This window comes from Flavisolibacter nicotianae (assembly GCF_003628535.1).
Classification (GTDB): domain Bacteria; phylum Bacteroidota; class Bacteroidia; order Chitinophagales; family Chitinophagaceae; genus Flavisolibacter; species Flavisolibacter nicotianae.
Genome location: NZ_RBCI01000004.1, coordinates 24,702 through 43,640, shown reverse-complemented (window position 1 = coordinate 43,640; position 18,939 = coordinate 24,702). Strand labels below are relative to the sequence as shown.

Below are 18,939 nucleotides of genomic sequence, written 5' to 3'. Positions count from 1 at the left end.
GGCTAATTCGTTGTTACTTGATGAACGTGCAAACCGCACTCTTTTTTACTTTGATCTTCCCACCACCAGCGGCCGGCACGGAAATCTTCGCCAGGGCGGACAGCCCGTGTGCACGGGGCACAGCCGATACTGACAAAGCCCTTGTCGTGAAGTGAATTGTAGGGAACGTTGTGCTGGTTGATGTAATTCCGCACGTCGTCTGTTGTCCAGTGCAGAAGGGGATTGTATTTTATAAGCTGGTGGCTGTCGTCCCATTCCAGGATGTGCATTTCGCTGCGACCGGCAGACTGCTCGGCCCGAAGGCCTGTGATCCAAACCGACTTACCCGCCAGCGCTTTTTTCAACGGTTCGACTTTACGTATATGGCAACACTCTTTTCTGCGCTCAACCGACTCGTAAAACGAATTGGGGCCATACTGCCGAACAAATTCCTGGATCTTTTCTGCATTTGGGTAATAGGCATCAATCGGCAGGGAATAGCGCTCCAGTGTGCGGCTCCAGGTTGAGTAGGTTTCGGGAAATAAGCGTCCGGTATCCAGCGTAAAAATGTTGACGGGCACGCCTGACTGGCTGATCTGGTCGGTGATCACCTGGTCTTCCATGCCAAAGCTGGTAGAAAAGGTCAGCCCGCCGGGAAACGCTTCAGAAAGTTGCTTTAAGACCTCGGGGATCGAAAGCTGTACTACCCTGTCCTGCAAAGACAGAAAACTGTCTTTTGTTACAATAGACATGTTCCAAAAGTTAAATGGTCAATAAATGGATAGAAGCAATCGAGAGAGTGTTTCGTGTTGTACGGCTGCAATTCTTAGTTCGTACAACAACAATCGAAAGGCTGACAACAACAACAAGCAGCAAACGTTTTTGCAACGCTGCTTACACTTGTCTTGAACGGGTTTGTTGTTGTCTTTTTCATTTCGTTTATATTATGTCGTGATTGAATGCAATCACTTATCAAAATTTACCGGGAAGCTTATATCGGGTTACGCTAAAATAAAAAGCACTCCCGATAAATCAGAAGTGCTCCGCTATATTTTGTGTTAAAACAAATTATTCAGGCATCTGACTTATCTCTCCCGCTTTCCGCAGGAATGGATGTAGCACCTTTGCCGTTACCGGCATGGTTGCTAAGGTTTCATGGGGCCATCTCCCTCCACCTTTCTTGATAAGCAACTGAAGAACTGGAACAAATGTAACCTGAAAAGTTTAATCCGAGTAGTTTAGTAGGAATTATTTTTTCAACTTTGTTGCATTCTTTCTTTTCCCGGACGTTCCTGCTCGCTGGAAGCCTGCGGCAAGCGACCATCACCGTGAGAAAAACATTGCGATGCGTTCCCTGTTTGCAGAAATGTTAAAGATATTTCCGCAGGAGTTCAATTCCCTTCCTGATTTCGGTCCGTCCCCGCGACTCAATGCCGTACCATCCCCGGTAACCACCTTCCTTACAGAGGCGGATCATTTTTTCGGTCAATTCTTCCGTTGGCTGGTTGCGGTACGACATGCCTTTTGCATAAGGCAATGTTTTTTGCAGGTAGGAATAATTGTCAAATTCCGCGGTTGGTTCCCGCCAGTCGGGATAGGTGCCAAAAAACGGGTCGTTAACGGTCTCCATCAGTTGCACCATCCAGTCCGGGTTATTGGAAACGCCGCCGTGATTTTCGATCAAAACCTGGATATTGGCTTCTCTTGCATACCCAAGTAACATCCTGTAGGACTCTGCCGCCCAGTGCAGCGCCTGGTCCTTGTCGGCGCCCTGTGGACCCCGGCAGTTTGTGCGAATGGCACGACAGCCAAGGTAATGGGCGATATCAATCCATTTGTGATGAAAGCGTGCAAACGCTTTCCTGCCTTCCTCAGTGGGTGAACAGCCATCGCCTTCATCGTCTACCATGACCAGGAGCATTGTGACGCCGTGTTGTGCGGCAGCCTGCTTTAATTGCTTCAGGTAGCTTTCTGTAGGAACGTCGAAAAGCGTATTGACAAACTCGATGCCGTCGAGCCCGAATTCTTCCCTGGCGATCCGCGGGAAATCCAACGTTGTCCATTTCCCGGAACGGATCTCGTCGACCAGTGCCCACTGTGCTAAAGAAATACCGCCTGAAACAGGCGGCGTAAAATCTGTTGTGGTTTCCATGTCTTTGTTTATACCTGTAAAGAATGAATGTAGGCCGCGCTATCGCGGAAGGTCGCCGGTTCCATTTCCACAAAAATATTTTTCACACCGCCGGTTTTTGCTGCCGCAAAAAATTCTTTCCAGTCGATAACCCCCTGCCCTATCGGAACCTGCTTTTTATCGGCTGTCCAGTCCGACAAATGAGCCGAAAGAAAACGTCCAGGGTATCGAGTGAAATAGGTGGCAGCTTTGTATCCAAGATTGATCACTTCCGTTTGAAATTGCATTTTCACCAGCGAAGGGTCAAATTGCTTCAACAAAGCTTCGTAAATCAACTGGCCGTCCAGCGTGGCAAACTCGGTACTATGGTTGTGAAACCCGGTCTGCAGCCCGGCTGCCTTTATTTTTTCCGCGGCCTTGTTTAGCTTGTCCGCACCGGACAAAAAATCAGCCAGGTTAGCGGTTTTTGGCAAGCCGAAACTGGAGCAAACCATTTGACTAAGTCCTATCTCGTGTGCAAAAGCAATCCGGTCTTCCAGTGCATCATCAGCGAACTCATTGAATCCAAAATGACAGCTCGGGCAACGCAAACCGGCATCAGCGATCATCGTGCGCAGTTCAGCGGTTTTGTATTTCAACAAGGGGCCGAAACCAGCATTAACATATCCTTTTGGGGAACACATTTCCGTTAACTGGTATCCCTGGCCGGCCATCAATTTTAACGTGCCTGCAAAATCCTTTGCAAGTTCGTCCCGCACCGTCCACGTCTGGAAACCGATCGGAAACCGCTCTTTGGTTGCACGTGCCAACAATTCGGCAGGCAGGTGGGAAAGAAAGACTGTTCCGCCGACCGTCGCTGCTGCTGCGCGAAGAAATTCCCTGCGATGTAGTGTATTCATGCGTTGTTTGATTGTCTTTTAAATTGATTCCGGATTCCAACCCTGGCGATAATCACGGCGCAGGTATTTATTGGCCGTATCCACGTTTGTGATCGTTCCGCCTGCGGCGTCATATTTCAACAGGCGGTTGGTGCGTAAGGCAACGGCGTACAGGTTGATTGCTTCCGATAAATGGTCGGCTTCCATAAAATTGCCCGGGTATTGTTTGCCCGTTTTCACTGCCTGCACAAACAGGGGAAGCGCTTCCGATGTTTGTTGAACCTGGCTGCGCTTATCAGTCGCAGCTGATGGTGCATCCATTTTTTTCCCGGAGATGATTTGTGGATCCTGGATGTTGAAGCCGGCGAGTATCTTTCCCTTATCGCCGACGAACATCATTCCTTCCTGGGGCAGCTCTTTGTTCTCATTTGCCATCTCTTCCGGGATGGCCGGTCGCATTCCGCCATCGTACCAAATCAGATCAACCGGTCCCCTGTTGCCGTTAGCCGGGTAGCGAAACCGGACTTTGCTGGCCATAGGAAAAGAAAAATCGTTGTTCACACGGAAAGGAACCGGCCCGTTAAAATCGCAAAAATGACTACGGTGTGGCTCAACAACAATTGGAGACGTCAGGTTCAGAGCATTGAAAACGGTCCAAAGACTGTAATGACCCATATCGGCCATGGAGCCGCCACCGAAGTCGTACCAGCCACGAAAAACCATGTTGGTATAGTTTGGATGATAAGCACGGTCAGCTTCCGGTCCAAGCCAGATGTCCCAATTGAACCCATCCGGAACAGGCGGTTTGTCTGTTGGCAGCTCCGGATATTGCGGCCAAACCGGGCGGTTGGTCCAGTTGTGCACTTCCGTTAGCGTTCCGATTGCACCTGCGTTGATCCATGCCATCACGGTATCCATTGATCCGTTCGAGTCCCAGGGAATTAAATGCGTGATGACCTTCGGATGACTGCGTGCCATTTCAATGACCTGCTTTCCTTCCAGCAACCGGTTCGAAAGCGGTTTGTGCATCAAAATATGTTTCCCTCTTTTGATGGCAGCCATGGCCAATACGCCGTGAAGATGATCGGGGGTCATGACCTTGACCGCATCGAGATCTTTTTCTTTTTCCAGCAGTTCACGAACATCGGCGTAAGCCCTGCAACCTTTGAATGTTTTGTCTGGGCGTACGGTGGAATAGTAGGTGTCTACGATGTCTTTACCATTGTCACGGCCACCGGGAATGGTATTGTCGCCACCAGGATTCCAGTCCGGCTTATTGAGCGTTTTGCGTATTTCACTATTGAGATAATTGAGTCCCCAATCGCGGTAGCCCCTCGCTTCTTTGTTGGGATCGCAAACGGCCACGACCTGGATTTCCGGCACTGCAAGCATGGGCAACAATTCCCGGATGCCTTGTGTCCCGATTCCAATGTAGGCCAGCGTTATCTTATCGCTCGGCGGGATAAATCCATCTCCACCCAGTACATGTCTTGGCAAAATCGTAAAGCCGAGTGCCGCCGTGCCTGTCATGGATACAAACTGCCGGCGGTTGATGCCTTTGTTTGGGTGATCGTTTTTGATGCTGTTCTCTGTCGACGAAGTCGATTGGATTGGATTGGGCCGATTTGCTTTTTTCATACAGCAGTTTTAAGCGTGTGCCCTGAATTTAAAGAAAATTTGGAAGCTTTCAACCGGACGAAGTTTCTGAAGTGAATGTGCGGCGATTTCAGGAGACTTTAAAAATTTGGGCTACGCTTCATGAAATGAAGCTATGTGATGTAACAATAGCCGGAAGTACAGCGAAAACAAAAGCCCCTGTAAGTAAATTACAGGGGCTTTATTCTTGTACCGCGTACGGGTACACAAATTTGATCATTTTTAGCAGAAGCGCATATGCAAATGAATGAATTATAAAATATACATTTATTTAATGTCGAATTGCTCATATATTGCTCACAAAACTCATGATTCCAACTGACTAAGCAAAATTCTTTTGAAGAAAATAGCCCTTTAAAAGGGAACCCTCAAAAAAGACCCACCGCTGCCTCAGAAGTAGTAGCCTTCTAATTATCCGCACCTTTGCAAACAGCCCTATGAGCTGCGATACTATATTCCCGCCTCAAAAACAGCTAAAAACCATTTGGTTTTCTATATATTTCCGTTCCAAAACAATGCTTTCCACATGGCTTACTACCTCAACCTGTTCTCTCCCGATACCTACGATAGATTCCTGAAATCAGGCCAAACCGTTACAGGCTTCAGCGAGCGGCAAAAGGCTACCGCCGCCAGCGTTAAACCAGGTGACAAGTTCATCGCTTACGTAACCAAATTATCGCGGTGGGCGGCGATCCTTGAAGTAACGTCTCCCTGTTTTGTTGATGGCACTCCTATCTTCAGCGATGTTAACGACCCTTTTATCGTTCGCTTCCATGTCAAGCCTGTTGTTTGTCTCCCGTTGGACCTTGCGGTGCCGAACGCAGAAGACATTGCATGGAACCACCTGTCCTTCACCAGCAAGTTCCCAAAAGGCAGCTCTGCATGGACAGGTACGGTAAGGGGGAGCCTGAAAAGAATGTTGGATCAGGACGGCGAATACCTGGAGCGCATTCTCATGCAGCAACAGGCGACCCCGACGCGATTTGAAATCTCTGACCAGGACAAAAAAAAGCTCCAAACTGCGACTGTAAAAACCCAGGACGCAAAACAGGTAACCGTCTCCATACCCACAGCCGAAGAAAGTCTTCCGTCACCAGAACAGCCTGCACAGAACACCCGTGAATCCATAAAAATCCAAGCGCTCCTTGCTGAAATCGGTGAACGCATGGGAATGAAGCTCTGGGTACCACGAAGTGACCGCCAGCGCGTCCTGGAACACTGGAAGCCCAAATCACCTTGTCTGCTGGAGGTCTTACCGCTGAACTATGACGATGCGACCCTGAAGACCATCGAAAACATCGACGTCCTGTGGATCAAGGGACGATCTATTGTCAGGGCGTTTGAAGTGGAACACACAACCTCCATTTATTCGGGGATCTTGCGCATGGCCGATCTTATGGCCCTTCAGCCGAACGTAAACATCGCAGCCCACATCGAGGCCCCACCCGAACGTAAAGAAAAGGTGCTTCAGGAGATCACCCGCCCTGTGTTTGCATTTTTGGAGAAAGGGCCGCTTTCAGAGTCCTGCACCTTTATTTCCTACGAGTCGGTGATGGAACTCTCAAAAGAAAGAAGGCTGGAGCACATGTCCGACACGGTGCTGGATGAGTACACGGAATACGCGGAAGAGTCAGCATATTAGTTTAGTTAAACAAATCGATTACCACCACACAAAAGGTGGTTCGGTTCACTGCTTCTATCATGATCAATACAGATTTCACCATCGGAACTCTCTGGTATTCGGGCGATGAGACGCGCTGGAAGGATGCCCTGTCGCTGTATTGGACGCGGGTCCAACCAGCCAACCTGTCGCTGGAGCAGCGAATGGACACCTTGGACATCAGAGAAGTTGAAGCCCAGGACGAACATGGCTGGTTTGAATTCCTGCACGACGAATATTTTGTTTGGAAATACACGGCCAAAAACCGTCTCGCCACCACCAGAATGTGTTTGGAAGAATACGTACAGGAAAACGGTCTTACAAACCTGTCTCGTATCAAAGAGCAACTACTGGTGCTGGATCATCGTGACATCGACGGCAGTCTTGAAACGGCCAGATCGATCCCAGGTTTGGGTTACTCAGGCGCTTCGGGCCTCCTTTCACTTTTGTATCCAAAATGGTATGGCACTGTTGACCAATTCGTGGTGAAGGCCTTCCGCGAGATCCCCGACCTGCCTGAAGAGGAAAAATTAAAGAGGGTCAACGGGAACAACATTACCCTGCGGGGAGGAATATTGCTGGCGGAAATCATGCGGAGGAAGGCCCAAGAAAACAACCAGCGGTTCAACACAAACTTCTGGACACCGCGGAAAATCGACCAGGTGCTGTGGGCATTTCGATGATCTTATCATTTTAGCGATCACCGTAATGAGGAGGGTAACGAAGGTGCAAAAATGCATTATGCAAAGAATCGTTGTAACGTCTAGAACTAAACCAAAATATGATTCTTGTATCTCTTCCCGAACGGTCATGAAAATTCAATATATCTTTAATATCCCACCACATACCCAATTTTGCCTTGTCATTTAGGTGTTTGTAACCAAACACTGCTATAAGCAGAGATAAAAATTCAATATGACTAAGCCAGTGTGCATACTGCCATTCTGGTTTGCTTATAAACGTAATACCAAGACTTTCATAACGCTTCAGTCTGTCGGCTTTTACAGGCACTGAAATTAGTCCTTCAACCAACCATTGAGCCTGTTCACTTGGAATGCTTTCGGGATGTCTTCTTTGGTCATCGACGATAAGAGTATAGTCTCTGAGTGTCCGATATGTGGCATCTTCGGGAACACCCCTCAAATGTTGCAGTTCTTTATGAAGATTCGAAAACGGATCCTTTCTATTAAATTGGCTAAATAGTCTACTATCGTAACCTAGTTTCTTTTTAGCAAAATGCTGCCATAAAATACTCTCACGCCCCTTGTATTCAATATGTAAACTCGTATGTAGAGTAACCCCCATTTAACAGCTTTAAAAAAGTTCCACAAATAATGTTTTATCGACTGGCTGTATACAACAACTGCATTTCAGAAAGTTGGGGAAATGGATGTAGATCAACGATGAAACAACAAATGTTAACTATCCAGATCGGAAGCAATCAACACGGCATTTGATCCCAGGTTTGATCCAGCAACAGCCGCCCAGCCTTCTTTTTGTTTACTCCACCCCACTGTTTGAAGAAGAATTTCACGTCGGCGGCCTTGCACTGCTCCAGTATGTCAAGCGCCCACTCTTCTTTCATTGGCCGTGGTTTACGTCCAGATTCACCACCAACGATGACCCAGTCGATCCCTGTGAGGTTCATGTTGGGGAGTGGCCCGATCAGCGGCTCACACGACAAGAATTTCACCCGCGCTCCAGTGCCACGGAGGTCGTCGATACGATTCATGACCTTCTGGTTCTCCACCGATACGCCCATCCAGATGTTGTGACCCCACTTCAGCTGGCCACTGTATTTCGGGAGCAGATCGCTCCGCTTTGTGAGCACCTGGAAAACGTGCTGCGGGTTATCGTTCATCACCGCGAAGACCTGTTGAATAAACGACAGCGGCACGTCTTTATGAAAGAGGTCACTCATAGAATTGACGAATACCACCTTCGGCGATTTCCAAGTGTACGGGATCGTGAGCGCATCGGGGTGCACCCGCAGCTCGAATCCATCACGGTACTTCTCCACACCCATAGCTTTAAGCCTCCTGGTCATTACTTCTGCGTAACAGTGTTTACAGCCCGCAGAAACCTTATTACAGCCTGTTGTTGGGTTCCATGTCATCTCGGTCCACTCAATCGATGATTGCGCCATTAACTTTTACATTTAATGTTAACCAATCGTTCATCATCTCCCAGGTAATAACTGGTGGCTGGTTTGCCATCCAGGGCAGTAATTTCTATCGAATGATACTTTCGCAGATCGTCCAACACCGCCTTTGTGTGCTTCGGTAGAAAATTATTTTCTAAACCAAACCTCTTCAGATCCCTGTTCGTTACACCCGCGTTTTCCTGTATCAGCTTGAGAACTTTCTGATCATATGCCGCAACTTCACGTTCTTCGAAGATGGGCAGCGCCACGCTGTCACCTGCTTTGAATTCTGAACCTCTTTTCTTATCAACCCGCCATTTGGCTTCCAACATTTTTTCGAAACCTCTCTCGCTGTTGGTGAAGAAATAAATGGCAAACCAGTTATTGTCGTTGTCACGTTCTATTTTGAAGGAGTCAACGTATCGTACACCCAGGTAATTCTTAAATTGTTCCTGCGTCTGGTAAATGAACTTCTTTTGGCTTTCAACGTGCGGCACCCTATCCAACCCACCATACAGCTTACCTAAAAACCTGCGGAGAGCTTCACCACCTTTGTAGTCAAGATCTTTTTTTGATTTGTTCACAAACCTTGACATAAAGTAAATGGGCAGAAACAAAATTACTTCTGTTTTACTGTTGCTCAACAGGTGTTTGATGTCTTCGGGATCGATTTCCTTATACCCCCATGGATCGATGAATACCAACGCCCGTTCTTTTTCCCCCATCTGGTTTGAGCGTTCAATTACCTTTTTGATTAGTGTTTGGTACTCAATTTTGGTATTCCCAACTTGCACCGTGTCTGGAACAAAAATGTTTTGGGCCAGTTCTTTCACCCTTTCCGCTTTCCACTTCTCAGGTTCAATCTGAGACTTTTCCGCATCATTGAAAGTAACACAGACGTTAGGGCATGACTGGCCGTTTGCATAGAAATGATTTTTGATGCACTCCAGAGCAATGATCGGACTACCCTTACCGCCATCATCATATACGCCCTCACCACAGAACAGATCATACAGGTAAATCCGCTTCATGTTTGCACGGTGCAGGACATTCAGGTAGATGGAGAGATAGTTGGAGTAGAGGGTGACCTTCGCTTCGGAATGGTCATACAGGTTGGTTTGCGAGTTAGGTTTTGGCATGCCTAAATTTAACCCATAATCATTCAATCTGGTAGCCATGGCTTCATTTTACATGACGAGAAATGTATTTACGTACATCGGGTGCCGTTTTCGGCACCATCACCACCTCGATGTCGTCCACAGGTTTGTTTGGCTTCATCTTCACTTGCTCGGTAAAATACCGCACCACGAAGTCTATATCATAGCTCAGGTGGGGCCGAATGCCCCTGACGCTGGAGCCGTCATGATAAAAGATAGTGATGCGGTAGTACGGCATCTGCTAATAATTTTAGCAAAGGTAGAAAACTTTCCTTTACCGATACAATAGCATCAATTCGGCGTCATTGCCCACGGCGGCCAACACCCACTTGTAATGCTCCCATATGGCCCTGTTCAGGCTATACCTGATGGTGGTGCCGACCTGTTTACCCGTGATCAGATCCGCCTCCTTCAACTGGCGAATGTGTTCTGAAATGGTGCTTTGCGTAAGCCCGTTGAATTGTTCTGTCATATCGCCCACCGTTCTGCTTTCGTTGAACAGCAGCGTTGATATGATGCGGATGCGACAGGGATGCGCCAGAGTGCGGAATATCTCCGCCGTGTAGTTTTCGTCAGGTGAAAAGAATTCTTGTTTGGTAAGTCCCATAGTGTTTTACCATAAATAGTCCGTTGGCGATGAAAAGACTGACACAAGGCAATATATCGATGAACCTATGTCCACCATGTTCTGTTACCCCAAGAATTAGAACGGGCGCTTTATTTCGTATTTGATCCGTACAAAGCCGCATTCAATAGGGGCACCGTGGCGGCTCCCGTGGGAGTATGGGGGGTAGGCTTTACTAAAGAATGAGGTACTTAACCTTTTCCCAGACAGGCCCGACCATGTAAATCCATTGCGTACCCACTTTTTCTTTGGTGACCAATTCCGCCGCTAGGAGCGCTTTCATTGCCGCGCTTGTCTGCGGTTGCGGAATACCCGTGTATTTGGTGATTACCTTATTGGTAGCGAACCGACTGGCATGGAGGTAAAGAAGAATGGTGATCCGTTTCGGATTGGCTAACGCTTTGAACAAGGTGGTGGTAAGGGGAGTGTCCCATTTGTTTGTGCTCATACCCTAAATACATCTCCAAAGCCAGATGTACATAAAAAAACTATGTTTTTGCTGTAATGTTGAACAACATGTCTATGTTTTCTGTATGACCGCTACTATTATTTGCCAACTCACTCCATGTAAGTCGGCTCCGATACCATCTTCAGCGTTGTTTTTAGCCCCGTAAAGCCACTGTAATCACTCTCGCAACCAAGTCCTCCCTGATGAGCTATCACTCGGTAAAACGCCTTAAAATTGATGCAAAAAGGCTGTTTCTTTCACCACTGTCACAGGTCAAACGCACCAAACGACATTGTGATGTACTCCGTATCCGCCGCTTCTTTTTCCTCTTCTTTTTTGACCAACCGCCGCAGCGTTCTCATTTCCCACTCCTCGTTTGAGATCCGCTTGCGTATTTGTGGCGGAGGCGGTGTTGTTGATGGTTCAGGCTCTGTTTCTGGCTCTTCCTCGTACCTGCGTTTTGCTGGCAAAAACTCGGTGTCCAGGTAAGCTGGCAACCAGTACAACAACGCATCCATGTGTTTTTGCGCCATAGGATGCATCTCCAGTTCTTCTTTGATGGCCCTCTCCGCTACCGCGTCAGAGAGCCTGAACAGTGATTCGTCACTATCACCCAACACATACCGTATGTTATGAAAAGCTGTTTTCCTGGTCATTTCGGGAACTGCTGGCTCCGTGGCTACCATTTCTTCTGGGAAAGGTTGATTAGAAGGCATTACCAGCTGGTTTCGCACGGCGGATGTTTGATCTGGATGCTGTCCTTCCTGTTTCTTTCGGGATCGTCGTTTGCGCCGTGCGTTGTTCTCACCACCACCGTGGTTGTAAGCAATAAGATCGGTGATCATGGTGCCATAAGACGCATCAAAAAATCGTTGCTTTTTGAAGGCGTTTTGGAAACCAGGTGTTAATCGGTACTCCCGCGTGGTGAATGACTTTTTGCCTTCCTCATCGATGGTCTCGATGTTGTCGCGGGTGATCTCAACGACACCCAGTTGTTTCCAGGCATTCACCACCTTCTGGAAGTTGGTGGGGCTGTCGGCGGTGATCTCCGCATATGTGTGAGAATGGATCACCTTTGTGTAGTCTTTAGCTTCAATCAGCTGGTGTGGGAAGTACAGATATTTTGGCAATAGGCTGTGGATTTGATCAAAGCTGCGTTTCCGCTTGCGATTAGCGCTGTAATCGGCCACAATAATCTCCGCCAGCTGGTCTTCCAAATTGACGAAGGACCACAGCCAGAACTCTTTCTTTTGCTGCTGCGTGGCGGTGGGGTCATCACCATCGTGGTCATACCGCCAGCGGTATCCACCTGCGGTTTTGAGTTTCCCCCTGAGGCATTTAGAAATGTTTGATTGGTTGACACCCGTTGCTTGCTGCGCCAGGTAGGTTGATTGGAAGGTGGCCACAGGTCCTATGGCACCAAGTTGGGTGATGGTACGGTCCATTTCAATAGGATTTTGAATTTTAGTTTTTCTCCCCAACCCATTTCAGGTGCTCTCCCGTCTGGAGGGAGAAAGGTTCGGTGGGCGTTGAAATGGATCGGCTAAAGCCACCCACCGTAACCAGTATCGGTGATCCGACATCCATAGGTATGGTGTCGAAATCGAAAGTTCAAAAATTGTTCAGCTGTAAAAGTTACCAGGCTGTCTGACCTCCAGTTCTCTGGCTTACCACATCTGCAACGCCTGGTCTGGCGCTTGCTGCGATTTGTATAATAATAGGAAACCAAAACCCAAAAACCAAGAAAACAGGATCGAAATCAAAGGATTTATAATTGACAGTGAAACCTTTATTCCCCCGCAACGTTGAAGAGATGGTTGTCTCAGTCAAGGTAAACCATGTATCAGACTAGCGCTCGCCCCGTTGTAGTAAGGTAAAGCGTATACCCAAAGTAATCTGTGTACCGATAACCCAACATGGAATCCCATTAAGGTAATCCATGTACCTGTAACATTTCAACACAATTAACCCAAGGTAAACTATGTTCTTCTGACTCTTCTTTTTGAAACATACAAATTACCAGGATCGCTTCACAACCAAGGTAATCCATGTTCTATTAACTCTACTTGATTAAGAACACAGTTTACCTTACGGAAGGAGGATTCTCTTTTCCTTTTGAAAGGTTATATGATACTTGGTTTACCTTGGTTGAAGAAAAGATTCATTCCAACTGGTGTTGTTGAAGGTGTATTCTATTTAATTGTTTTAAACCTTGTTGCAGCCCCACGCTTGTCGGGCGTGGGCTGCACATGTCATCAGGAGAAAAGGATCTGAAACCAGTTCAACCAGCGAAGCGGTTGGAGTGTTTTTTCTCATCATTTCAACGCAGCGCAGCTGGCACCAACTGTCTGGGTATTTTCAGAAGGTATAGTTGTACGTTATCACGCATCCAACCCCGCGCTGGTGTGGCGCGGGGTTTAACACAGATTACATCCAACAAGATCACCACATGTAAGATAACCCAGTCTAATGCCAGCCAAGCTGGCCATGAAGGCTTCGCCTATTTGCTCTGGTTGGTGAATGTCACCCCAACGGTATTCAACCAGGTAGAACAGTGTAAACTGTGCCGACAGTTACATTTTCAATTCACTCATCCGCTCGTCGAGCACCTTCCAGTTGGGAACATATCGGGCGAGCAGCGACCAGAATGCCCTGGAGTGGCTTTTGTCCACCGTGTGAATCAAGATTATGGTTAACCAGTTAGCCGATCAGTGCATACAGAAGTTTTACGGCAGCAATTCGTTTATGATGATTTTGTTCCTCGTTGAACACATACTATAACAGGTTTGTGTTCAACAAATAACATACTTCTGGGCTGCATTATTAGAATTCTGCCTATCAATCTTTCATTTGCTGTTCTTTATCATACTGGCACATCGGGCACAGACCTTCATCAGCAATTTCAATATAATCTGTCAACTTTGAAACATTGCCATTCACACATCTCTGGCATTCGTTATTGCTTTTATAATATTCAACGAATTTTTCCACTACAGCTTGTTGTTTGTCACTCATGGAATCAGCACCTTTTGCTATGACTTGTTTTGCAATTCCATTCAACGCTCCTTTTAGCTCTTCTCTTTCTGAAAGGATTCTTAAAAATTCAACTAAATCATCATTCACCTCGTCATCCATCATTTGCTGTTTTGCTCGTCCCATTTTTGATTTCACATTTTATAGTTACATAATGTTTGATGTATCCAAAGTTAATATTGGGTTTTTGAATTACCAGCTGATTCCTCACGGATACGGACATAGATTCCACAGAAACATCGTCCAATGCAATTAAAGTTTTTGAGAACGAAACTTTTAAAAAGTATAGAGCCTTTCGTTTGTTACATCTTCAATTCCCGCATTTGTTCATCGAGCGCTTTCCACTGGGGGACATATCGAGCGAGCAGGGACCAGAATGCTTTTGAATGGTCTTTTATTCTGGTGTGGACAAGTTCATGAACGATCAGGTAGTCTATCAGGGAATACGGCAGTTTTATCGCGTCGGCGTTCAGGATGATCCTGTTCCGTCCAGTGCAACTTCCCCAGCGCCTAGTCATTTTGCGGATCTGGAGGCCCTGGTAGGTAAACCCAGTTTTCTGGGCCAGCTTCTCCACCCGTGGTGGGAGCTTCTCCAGCGCCCGTGCACGGTAGAATAGGTTCACCGCATTCAGGATCTCATCCTGTTCAACATCCAACGACCTCAGGGTGATCACAAACTGCGAGTGGGTGAATGCCACTGCAACCCCTGCCGCCGTTGGGTCTACCACCAGCTTCACATAGTAGCTTTTGCCCAGGTATGGAAGGCGAGATCCTGTGGTGATACGGTCATGGGCAACCGCTTTCACCACCGCCAATTTTTCAATTATCCATTTTGCTTTTTTCAGAATCAGGCGGTCGGCCACATCACCCGAAACAGCCTTTCCCTTCAGCACCACACCCGAATGCTTCTCTACGGTGATATAATGCGATTTCAGCCCCTCTCTTTCCTGGATGGAGTAAGTGATTACCTGTGAACCATACCGCACACTACGCATCCTTATCTGGTTTTAAAACTTAATCCTGCTCACCAGCCCTTTCTTCAGCAGCAATCAGCGGCTTATGCCACTCCCACAATTCCTCCAATGTTTCAAAGTCCTTCGGAACTGGATTGTTCTGACGGAATGCTTCGCTTGGAGTCAAAGGCTGGTAATGGCTAAAGTAGCTCTCGCATGTTCTACGTGGGTTTACCGCTAAGGAGCACCCAAAGTAATTATTTGTAATATCGTAGTGATGAGTGTGGATGAAACGTCCCCACCGTTTCCTCAACACATTTTCTGGGGTAATATCAATGACTTCAAACTGCTCCATATTTCTTTCGTCTTTGCTACCCCAAGCGTCACTTAAAAGAGAAACCGCTTCTACATCGGATACTGGAGCGCCGTAACCGAATATGGTTGCTCTGACCGATCCGCTTTCCTTACTAAGCCAGGCTTTTACTCGTTCCCATTCTCCTGAGATGAATTCGTCGTCCGTGTAATTCTTTTTTTCGATTGGATAGAGCAGTTTGGTCGGTTCAAAGTAACCGCCATCTCGTCTTGCATACATACCTGCTGGGCCAGATAGCTTATCCTCTTCACTATATCCAATAGCTACGCACCCGTGTAAGAATGCGAGGCTTGGCAAATTTCTCGTAAACTCTTGCCATCTCCAATGTGCATAAACTAAAAAAGGATCCCAGTTAAAAGTTGCAATCAGGTCTTTGCTTCTTAATGACAAAATCAGATAGTCGTAAAGAGTCGGCTGGTCGGGCAACGTCATATCGCTGAAATAAGAATGCACACGGGCCTCTACTTTTTTAATCAGGGGAGAACCTGAATTGTGCAGATTTGCAAACAATTTTTCAAAGTTCGAGGCGAACAACTCTTTAGGCACTTCCGCTACAATGTCTTGCATGCCGACAACGTCGATGAAGTTATCCATCGATGGCAAGCGTTTCCCTGATTTCTCTGGTCGATGTATGGTTGAAGCGATGCTTGCTCCAGCACCCAGAATAACTACATGTCTCCCACCCATCACTTGGTTGATCCCTTCTTCTTTTGACATTCCAGTCATATCTAATTTTTGTTTCGCTTTAAAACGTCAATTAACTCCATTGCTTTGGCCTTCGCCGCTGCACGGTCCAACCTCGCGGTGGTGAGAAATCGGGTGAGCTTAACCTCAATGTCCTTACAAACCATCGTTTTCTCTTCCCACCCCACGATATTGAGTTCACCGCCGATCAGGTCAAAAAGGGTTCGGGTGGCATCATCGGCACCTCCGTCGAACACAGCTTTCATTGAATCATACACCGCCCGCTGGCGCTCCGTGGTGAACCCCTTTTCTTCTCCCTCTGTCTTGTGGCCAGCAATGTCATCCTGGATGTCTGCGTAGGCTTTCAGCAGTTCCGTTTGCGTAATGCGCTGCTCTTTGCGCAGCTTCAGCAGTTCCTCCAAGCGCTCGGCCAGCGGCTTGTAGAAGTCTGGGTTCTTATCCAATCCCACCTTGATGACGTGCTTCAAATTGTTCCGCATCTTCAGTTCACGGGTAGCAGGAGCGGCGTTTTTGATCTCCTGTTTAAACTTTTCTTTGTCGATGATGGACACTGGTTCTTCCAACAGGTTCTCAATCCCCTGAGACTTCAGGTGCTCGTCAATTATACCCTGAAGGAGCTTGCTTTCTTCTTTGGTGACCCGCAGCTCTTCATCATCGGGGTAGGCATTACGGGCACGAAGCCTGATCTCGTTAAACAGTTTGAAGTCGGCTGCAAAACGCATGGCCCGTTTGTTCGGTAGCACGATGGCCACCGACTTGTTGAACTCTTTCAGGAGGTCTTTGAACTGATCCCGCAGGTCCTGTGGTTCGATATGGAGCACCGCTTCCTCGATAAACGCATCGCGATCATAGGTGCGGTCCACTTTAATGGGACGGAAAAAGTCCACCAGCCGCGTGTGGTGCAGCTCCAGACGGGGCAACTCTTCGGAAATATCTTTGAGAATGTCACTGCGTTTCAGGTCCCCACTGAAGATCTCCAGCGCCTGGATCAGGTATTCGGTCACACCGTAATAATCCATGATGTAGCCAGCCTGCTTACCCTTGCCGCTGCGGTTTACACGGGCAATAGCTTGAAGTAGATTGTGTTCTTTCAGCGGCTTATCCAAGTACAGGCAGGAAGCAATGGGTGCATCCCAACCTGTAAGAAGCATATCCGAGACGATCAGAATGGCCGTGTTGTCGTACTTCTTTTTCCCCGACTTTTCTTTTGCGCCCTCATCACCGTACGGGAGTTTGAAATCATCGGTGCCAGTCTTGATGTCTTCAGGGGCCACCACCCAGATGGGCCGCTTTTCGGTAGGATGTTCACGGTTCCAGGTCAGCGTCTCGTAATATTCTTTTGCGATGTCATCCGACTTAGGCGAGCCGATGCTCACCACCACCTTGATGTCATAGTTATGCACCCCTTCAACTCGCAACTGTTCAAAGATCTGTTTGTAACGGATGGCCGCGAACCGCCCGTCGCAGACCAGCATGGCCTTGTGACCATTGGCAAAGATCTTTTCCGTGAAATGTTTTAGCAGGTGCTTTGCAATATCGGTCAGCCGTTCGGGTGACAGTTGGTATTTTTTGAGTGCGTGTTGTTTGAGCAGGTTTTTCTTCTCATCGGAGAGGTGGCCAAACTTGGCATCAAACTCCGCGTCTAGTTCTTTTTTCTTTATATCCAACTTTGCGATCCCCTCATCATACAACAGTTCTACGGTAGCCCCATCCGCCACCGATTCTTTGATGGTGTAGACGTCCAGGTAATCACCGCCATAGAACTCCGCCAGGGTGGACTTATCTTCTTTGGATAGCGGTGTCCCCGTGAAGGCCACAAACTTGGCGTGTGGCAGTACGGTGCGCATAAACGCTGAAAGGAAGCCGTATTGGCTACGATGCGCCTCATCTACGAGCACGTACAGGTTTTCTTTTTTGGAGAGTTCTTCCAGGCCGATCTCTTCACGTTCTTTCTCTACCCATTTTCCATCCACTAGCACCTTGGTGATCTTGGTGAGCACCCCGTCTTTGATCTCTTTCTGCACCAATACGTTTTCGTGCTCTTCCTGTGCTGTCTGATCTTCATCACCCGCAGCCGCTTCCGCTTCTGTTTCCTGAAACTTTTGCAGCGTGGTCATGATGATCCCACCATAGTCGTTTCGGAGCAGCTTGTCCAGGTGTTTCACCGATGTAGCCTGCGCCACGTTTTTAAAGCCCACGTTGCGGAAAGTGGTGGTGATCTGTTGGTCAAGATCTTTTCTATCGGTCATCACCAGCACGGTGGGGTTCTGGAACCCGTATTCAGGGGCTTGTAGCTTGCGGGTCACGTATGCCATCGTTAGCGATTTACCGCTGCCCTGAGTCGCCCAAATGACACCACCTTCGCCGCGCTGGAGTTTGGCGATGGTTCGGTTGGTGGCCCTGATCTGTTGGTACCGTGGTAGCTTTTTGATGACGCGGCCTTCCTCCAGTTCGAAGAGCACAAAGTGTCGGATGATGTCCAGCAGCCGCTCCTTTTCAAAGAGGCTATACAGGAGCTTATCCTGCTCGGTTTTTACACCCGCGGGGCCTTCACCTTTCCGCAGCCTGAAGACCGAATAAAACGCTTGCGGTGAGCCTATAGCACCATACCGTCCACCGACACCAAAGACACCCGCCAATATCTGGTTGAAGTGAAAGAGTTTCTCCGAGTTCTTTTGGTAGAAATCCAAATCGCTGTAGGCTTTGTCGAACGCTCCCTGTGCACCAGGAGCTTTGCATTCGATCACACCCAGCGGAAGGCCGTTGACAAACACCACCAGATCGGGAACGGAGTTCATCGTGCGGCCGTAGACTTTAAATTGATTTACCACCAGGAAGTCATTGTTCGCTGGGTTCAGGTAGTCGATGAAGGAAACGGGTCTGAACTCTTCTTTTCCGCCAAATACCTGTTTAACGGTGTGGCTGGGACCGCGTAGCAGTTCCCAGATTTGCTGGTTGATTTCCATGTGCGACGCACCCTGCACTCCTGTGATCCGATCAAAGGCTTTGTGTAGGTTGCTGGTATCAATCCAGGGGTTAATGCGAACGATGGCCGAGAGCAGGCGCTCCCGCAGGATCACCTCTGTGATGTCGGCCCTTTCGTCATGGGTGCTGCCGTCATAATACTGGTAGCCCATGGCCTGGAACAGCTCAATGGCGGGTTGCTCACTGTGTTTGTATTCGGGTGAGTGGGCCATG

General features: G+C 47.9%; 18 protein-coding genes and 1 riboswitch. Of the genes, 2 read left to right on the top strand and 16 right to left on the bottom strand.

Annotation, left to right across the window (positions count from 1 at the left end; translation table 11 throughout):
* Positions 1-2: 2 nt before the first annotated feature.
* The 4 genes from D6024_RS11955 to D6024_RS11940 form a co-directional block, all read right to left on the bottom strand.
* Positions 3-731 carry a phosphoadenylyl-sulfate reductase gene (locus D6024_RS11955; protein WP_121354872.1) on the bottom strand — a complete coding sequence of 243 codons (729 nt, stop codon included), beginning with the start codon at positions 729-731 and terminating at the stop codon, positions 3-5.
* Positions 732-1,061: 330 nt separating this feature from the next.
* Positions 1,062-1,169, bottom strand: a riboswitch (SAM riboswitch).
* 179 nt (positions 1,170-1,348) lie between these two features.
* A complete protein-coding gene (locus D6024_RS11950; protein ID WP_121354871.1) occupies positions 1,349-2,131 on the bottom strand; it encodes a sugar phosphate isomerase/epimerase family protein in 783 nt (260 codons plus the stop codon).
* Positions 2,132-2,139: 8 nt separating this feature from the next.
* On the bottom strand, positions 2,140-3,009 hold the full coding sequence (locus tag D6024_RS11945; protein ID WP_121354870.1) for a sugar phosphate isomerase/epimerase family protein: 870 nt from the start codon (positions 3,007-3,009) through the stop codon (positions 2,140-2,142).
* Positions 3,010-3,027: 18 nt separating this feature from the next.
* Positions 3,028-4,626 carry a Gfo/Idh/MocA family protein gene (locus D6024_RS11940; protein WP_121354869.1) on the bottom strand — a complete coding sequence of 533 codons (1,599 nt, stop codon included), beginning with the start codon at positions 4,624-4,626 and terminating at the stop codon, positions 3,028-3,030.
* 544 nt (positions 4,627-5,170) lie between these two features.
* Here D6024_RS11940 and D6024_RS11935 point away from each other — a divergent pair.
* Positions 5,171-6,286: an EVE domain-containing protein gene (locus D6024_RS11935; protein WP_162944730.1), complete on the top strand. Its 1,116-nt coding sequence runs from the start codon at positions 5,171-5,173 to the stop codon at positions 6,284-6,286.
* Between the two features lie 59 nt (positions 6,287-6,345).
* Entirely contained in the window at positions 6,346-6,987 is a 642-nt protein-coding gene (locus D6024_RS11930) for a hypothetical protein (RefSeq protein ID WP_121354867.1), read from the top strand.
* 10 nt (positions 6,988-6,997) lie between these two features.
* Here the strand turns inward: D6024_RS11930 and D6024_RS11925 are convergent, their stop codons facing one another.
* The 12 genes from D6024_RS11925 to D6024_RS11870 form a co-directional block, all read right to left on the bottom strand.
* Positions 6,998-7,609, bottom strand: a complete 612-nt coding sequence (locus D6024_RS11925) for a hypothetical protein (protein WP_121354866.1) — start codon at positions 7,607-7,609, stop codon at positions 6,998-7,000.
* Between the two features lie 136 nt (positions 7,610-7,745).
* Complete coding sequence (locus D6024_RS11920; RefSeq protein ID WP_121354865.1) at positions 7,746-8,450, bottom strand: DUF5131 family protein; 705 nt, start codon at positions 8,448-8,450, stop codon at positions 7,746-7,748.
* Positions 8,450-9,625, bottom strand: a complete 1,176-nt coding sequence (gene tcmP / locus D6024_RS11915; protein WP_121354864.1) for a three-Cys-motif partner protein TcmP — start codon at positions 9,623-9,625, stop codon at positions 8,450-8,452. Before tcmP ends, D6024_RS11920 begins: the two co-directional genes overlap by 1 nt.
* Before the next feature lie 4 nt (positions 9,626-9,629).
* On the bottom strand, positions 9,630-9,842 hold the full coding sequence (locus D6024_RS11910) for a hypothetical protein (RefSeq protein WP_121354863.1): 213 nt from the start codon (positions 9,840-9,842) through the stop codon (positions 9,630-9,632).
* 36 nt (positions 9,843-9,878) lie between these two features.
* Positions 9,879-10,211: an ArsR/SmtB family transcription factor gene (locus D6024_RS11905; protein ID WP_121354862.1), complete on the bottom strand. Its 333-nt coding sequence runs from the start codon at positions 10,209-10,211 to the stop codon at positions 9,879-9,881.
* A 193-nt stretch (positions 10,212-10,404) separates the two neighbouring features.
* Positions 10,405-10,677, bottom strand: coding sequence for an ArsR/SmtB family transcription factor (locus D6024_RS11900; RefSeq protein WP_121354861.1), 273 nt, complete (start codon positions 10,675-10,677; stop codon positions 10,405-10,407).
* Between the two features lie 266 nt (positions 10,678-10,943).
* The gene (locus D6024_RS11895) at positions 10,944-12,122 is read right to left on the bottom strand and encodes a hypothetical protein (RefSeq protein ID WP_121354860.1); all 1,179 of its coding nucleotides are present in this window, start codon (positions 12,120-12,122) and stop codon (positions 10,944-10,946) included.
* Positions 12,123-13,250: 1,128 nt separating this feature from the next.
* A complete protein-coding gene (locus D6024_RS27610; protein WP_394338467.1) occupies positions 13,251-13,349 on the bottom strand; it encodes a M48 family metalloprotease in 99 nt (32 codons plus the stop codon).
* A 166-nt stretch (positions 13,350-13,515) separates the two neighbouring features.
* Positions 13,516-13,848, bottom strand: a complete 333-nt coding sequence (locus D6024_RS11885) for a hypothetical protein (protein ID WP_162944728.1) — start codon at positions 13,846-13,848, stop codon at positions 13,516-13,518.
* A 164-nt stretch (positions 13,849-14,012) separates the two neighbouring features.
* Positions 14,013-14,705 (bottom strand): M48 family metallopeptidase, encoded by a 693-nt coding sequence (locus D6024_RS11880; RefSeq protein ID WP_121354857.1) that lies wholly within the window; start codon positions 14,703-14,705, stop codon positions 14,013-14,015.
* A 19-nt stretch (positions 14,706-14,724) separates the two neighbouring features.
* Entirely contained in the window at positions 14,725-15,753 is a 1,029-nt protein-coding gene (locus D6024_RS11875) for a hypothetical protein (RefSeq protein ID WP_162944727.1), read from the bottom strand.
* Between the two features lie 11 nt (positions 15,754-15,764).
* Positions 15,765-18,938: a type I restriction endonuclease subunit R gene (locus D6024_RS11870; RefSeq protein ID WP_121354855.1), complete on the bottom strand. Its 3,174-nt coding sequence runs from the start codon at positions 18,936-18,938 to the stop codon at positions 15,765-15,767.
* Position 18,939: the final 1 nt, after the last annotated feature.

Coding starts and splice junctions, on each gene's coding strand:
- D6024_RS11870 (WP_121354855.1), bottom strand. CDS start 18,938: ATGGCCCACTCACCCGAATACAAACACAGTGAGCAACCCGCCATTGAG.
- D6024_RS11925 (WP_121354866.1), bottom strand. CDS start 7,609: ATGGGGGTTACTCTACATACGAGTTTACATATTGAATACAAGGGGCGT.
- D6024_RS11875 (WP_162944727.1), bottom strand. CDS start 15,753: ATGTCAAAAGAAGAAGGGATCAACCAAGTGATGGGTGGGAGACATGTA.
- tcmP (WP_121354864.1), bottom strand. CDS start 9,625: ATGGCTACCAGATTGAATGATTATGGGTTAAATTTAGGCATGCCAAAA.
- D6024_RS11900 (WP_121354861.1), bottom strand. CDS start 10,677: ATGAGCACAAACAAATGGGACACTCCCCTTACCACCACCTTGTTCAAA.
- D6024_RS11935 (WP_162944730.1), top strand. CDS start 5,171: ATGGCTTACTACCTCAACCTGTTCTCTCCCGATACCTACGATAGATTC.
- D6024_RS11945 (WP_121354870.1), bottom strand. CDS start 3,009: ATGAATACACTACATCGCAGGGAATTTCTTCGCGCAGCAGCAGCGACG.
- D6024_RS11930 (WP_121354867.1), top strand. CDS start 6,346: ATGATCAATACAGATTTCACCATCGGAACTCTCTGGTATTCGGGCGAT.
- D6024_RS11880 (WP_121354857.1), bottom strand. CDS start 14,705: ATGCGTAGTGTGCGGTATGGTTCACAGGTAATCACTTACTCCATCCAG.
- D6024_RS11910 (WP_121354863.1), bottom strand. CDS start 9,842: ATGCCGTACTACCGCATCACTATCTTTTATCATGACGGCTCCAGCGTC.
- D6024_RS11905 (WP_121354862.1), bottom strand. CDS start 10,211: ATGGGACTTACCAAACAAGAATTCTTTTCACCTGACGAAAACTACACG.
- D6024_RS11895 (WP_121354860.1), bottom strand. CDS start 12,122: ATGGACCGTACCATCACCCAACTTGGTGCCATAGGACCTGTGGCCACC.
- D6024_RS11955 (WP_121354872.1), bottom strand. CDS start 731: ATGTCTATTGTAACAAAAGACAGTTTTCTGTCTTTGCAGGACAGGGTA.
- D6024_RS11950 (WP_121354871.1), bottom strand. CDS start 2,131: ATGGAAACCACAACAGATTTTACGCCGCCTGTTTCAGGCGGTATTTCT.
- D6024_RS11940 (WP_121354869.1), bottom strand. CDS start 4,626: ATGAAAAAAGCAAATCGGCCCAATCCAATCCAATCGACTTCGTCGACA.
- D6024_RS11920 (WP_121354865.1), bottom strand. CDS start 8,450: ATGGCGCAATCATCGATTGAGTGGACCGAGATGACATGGAACCCAACA.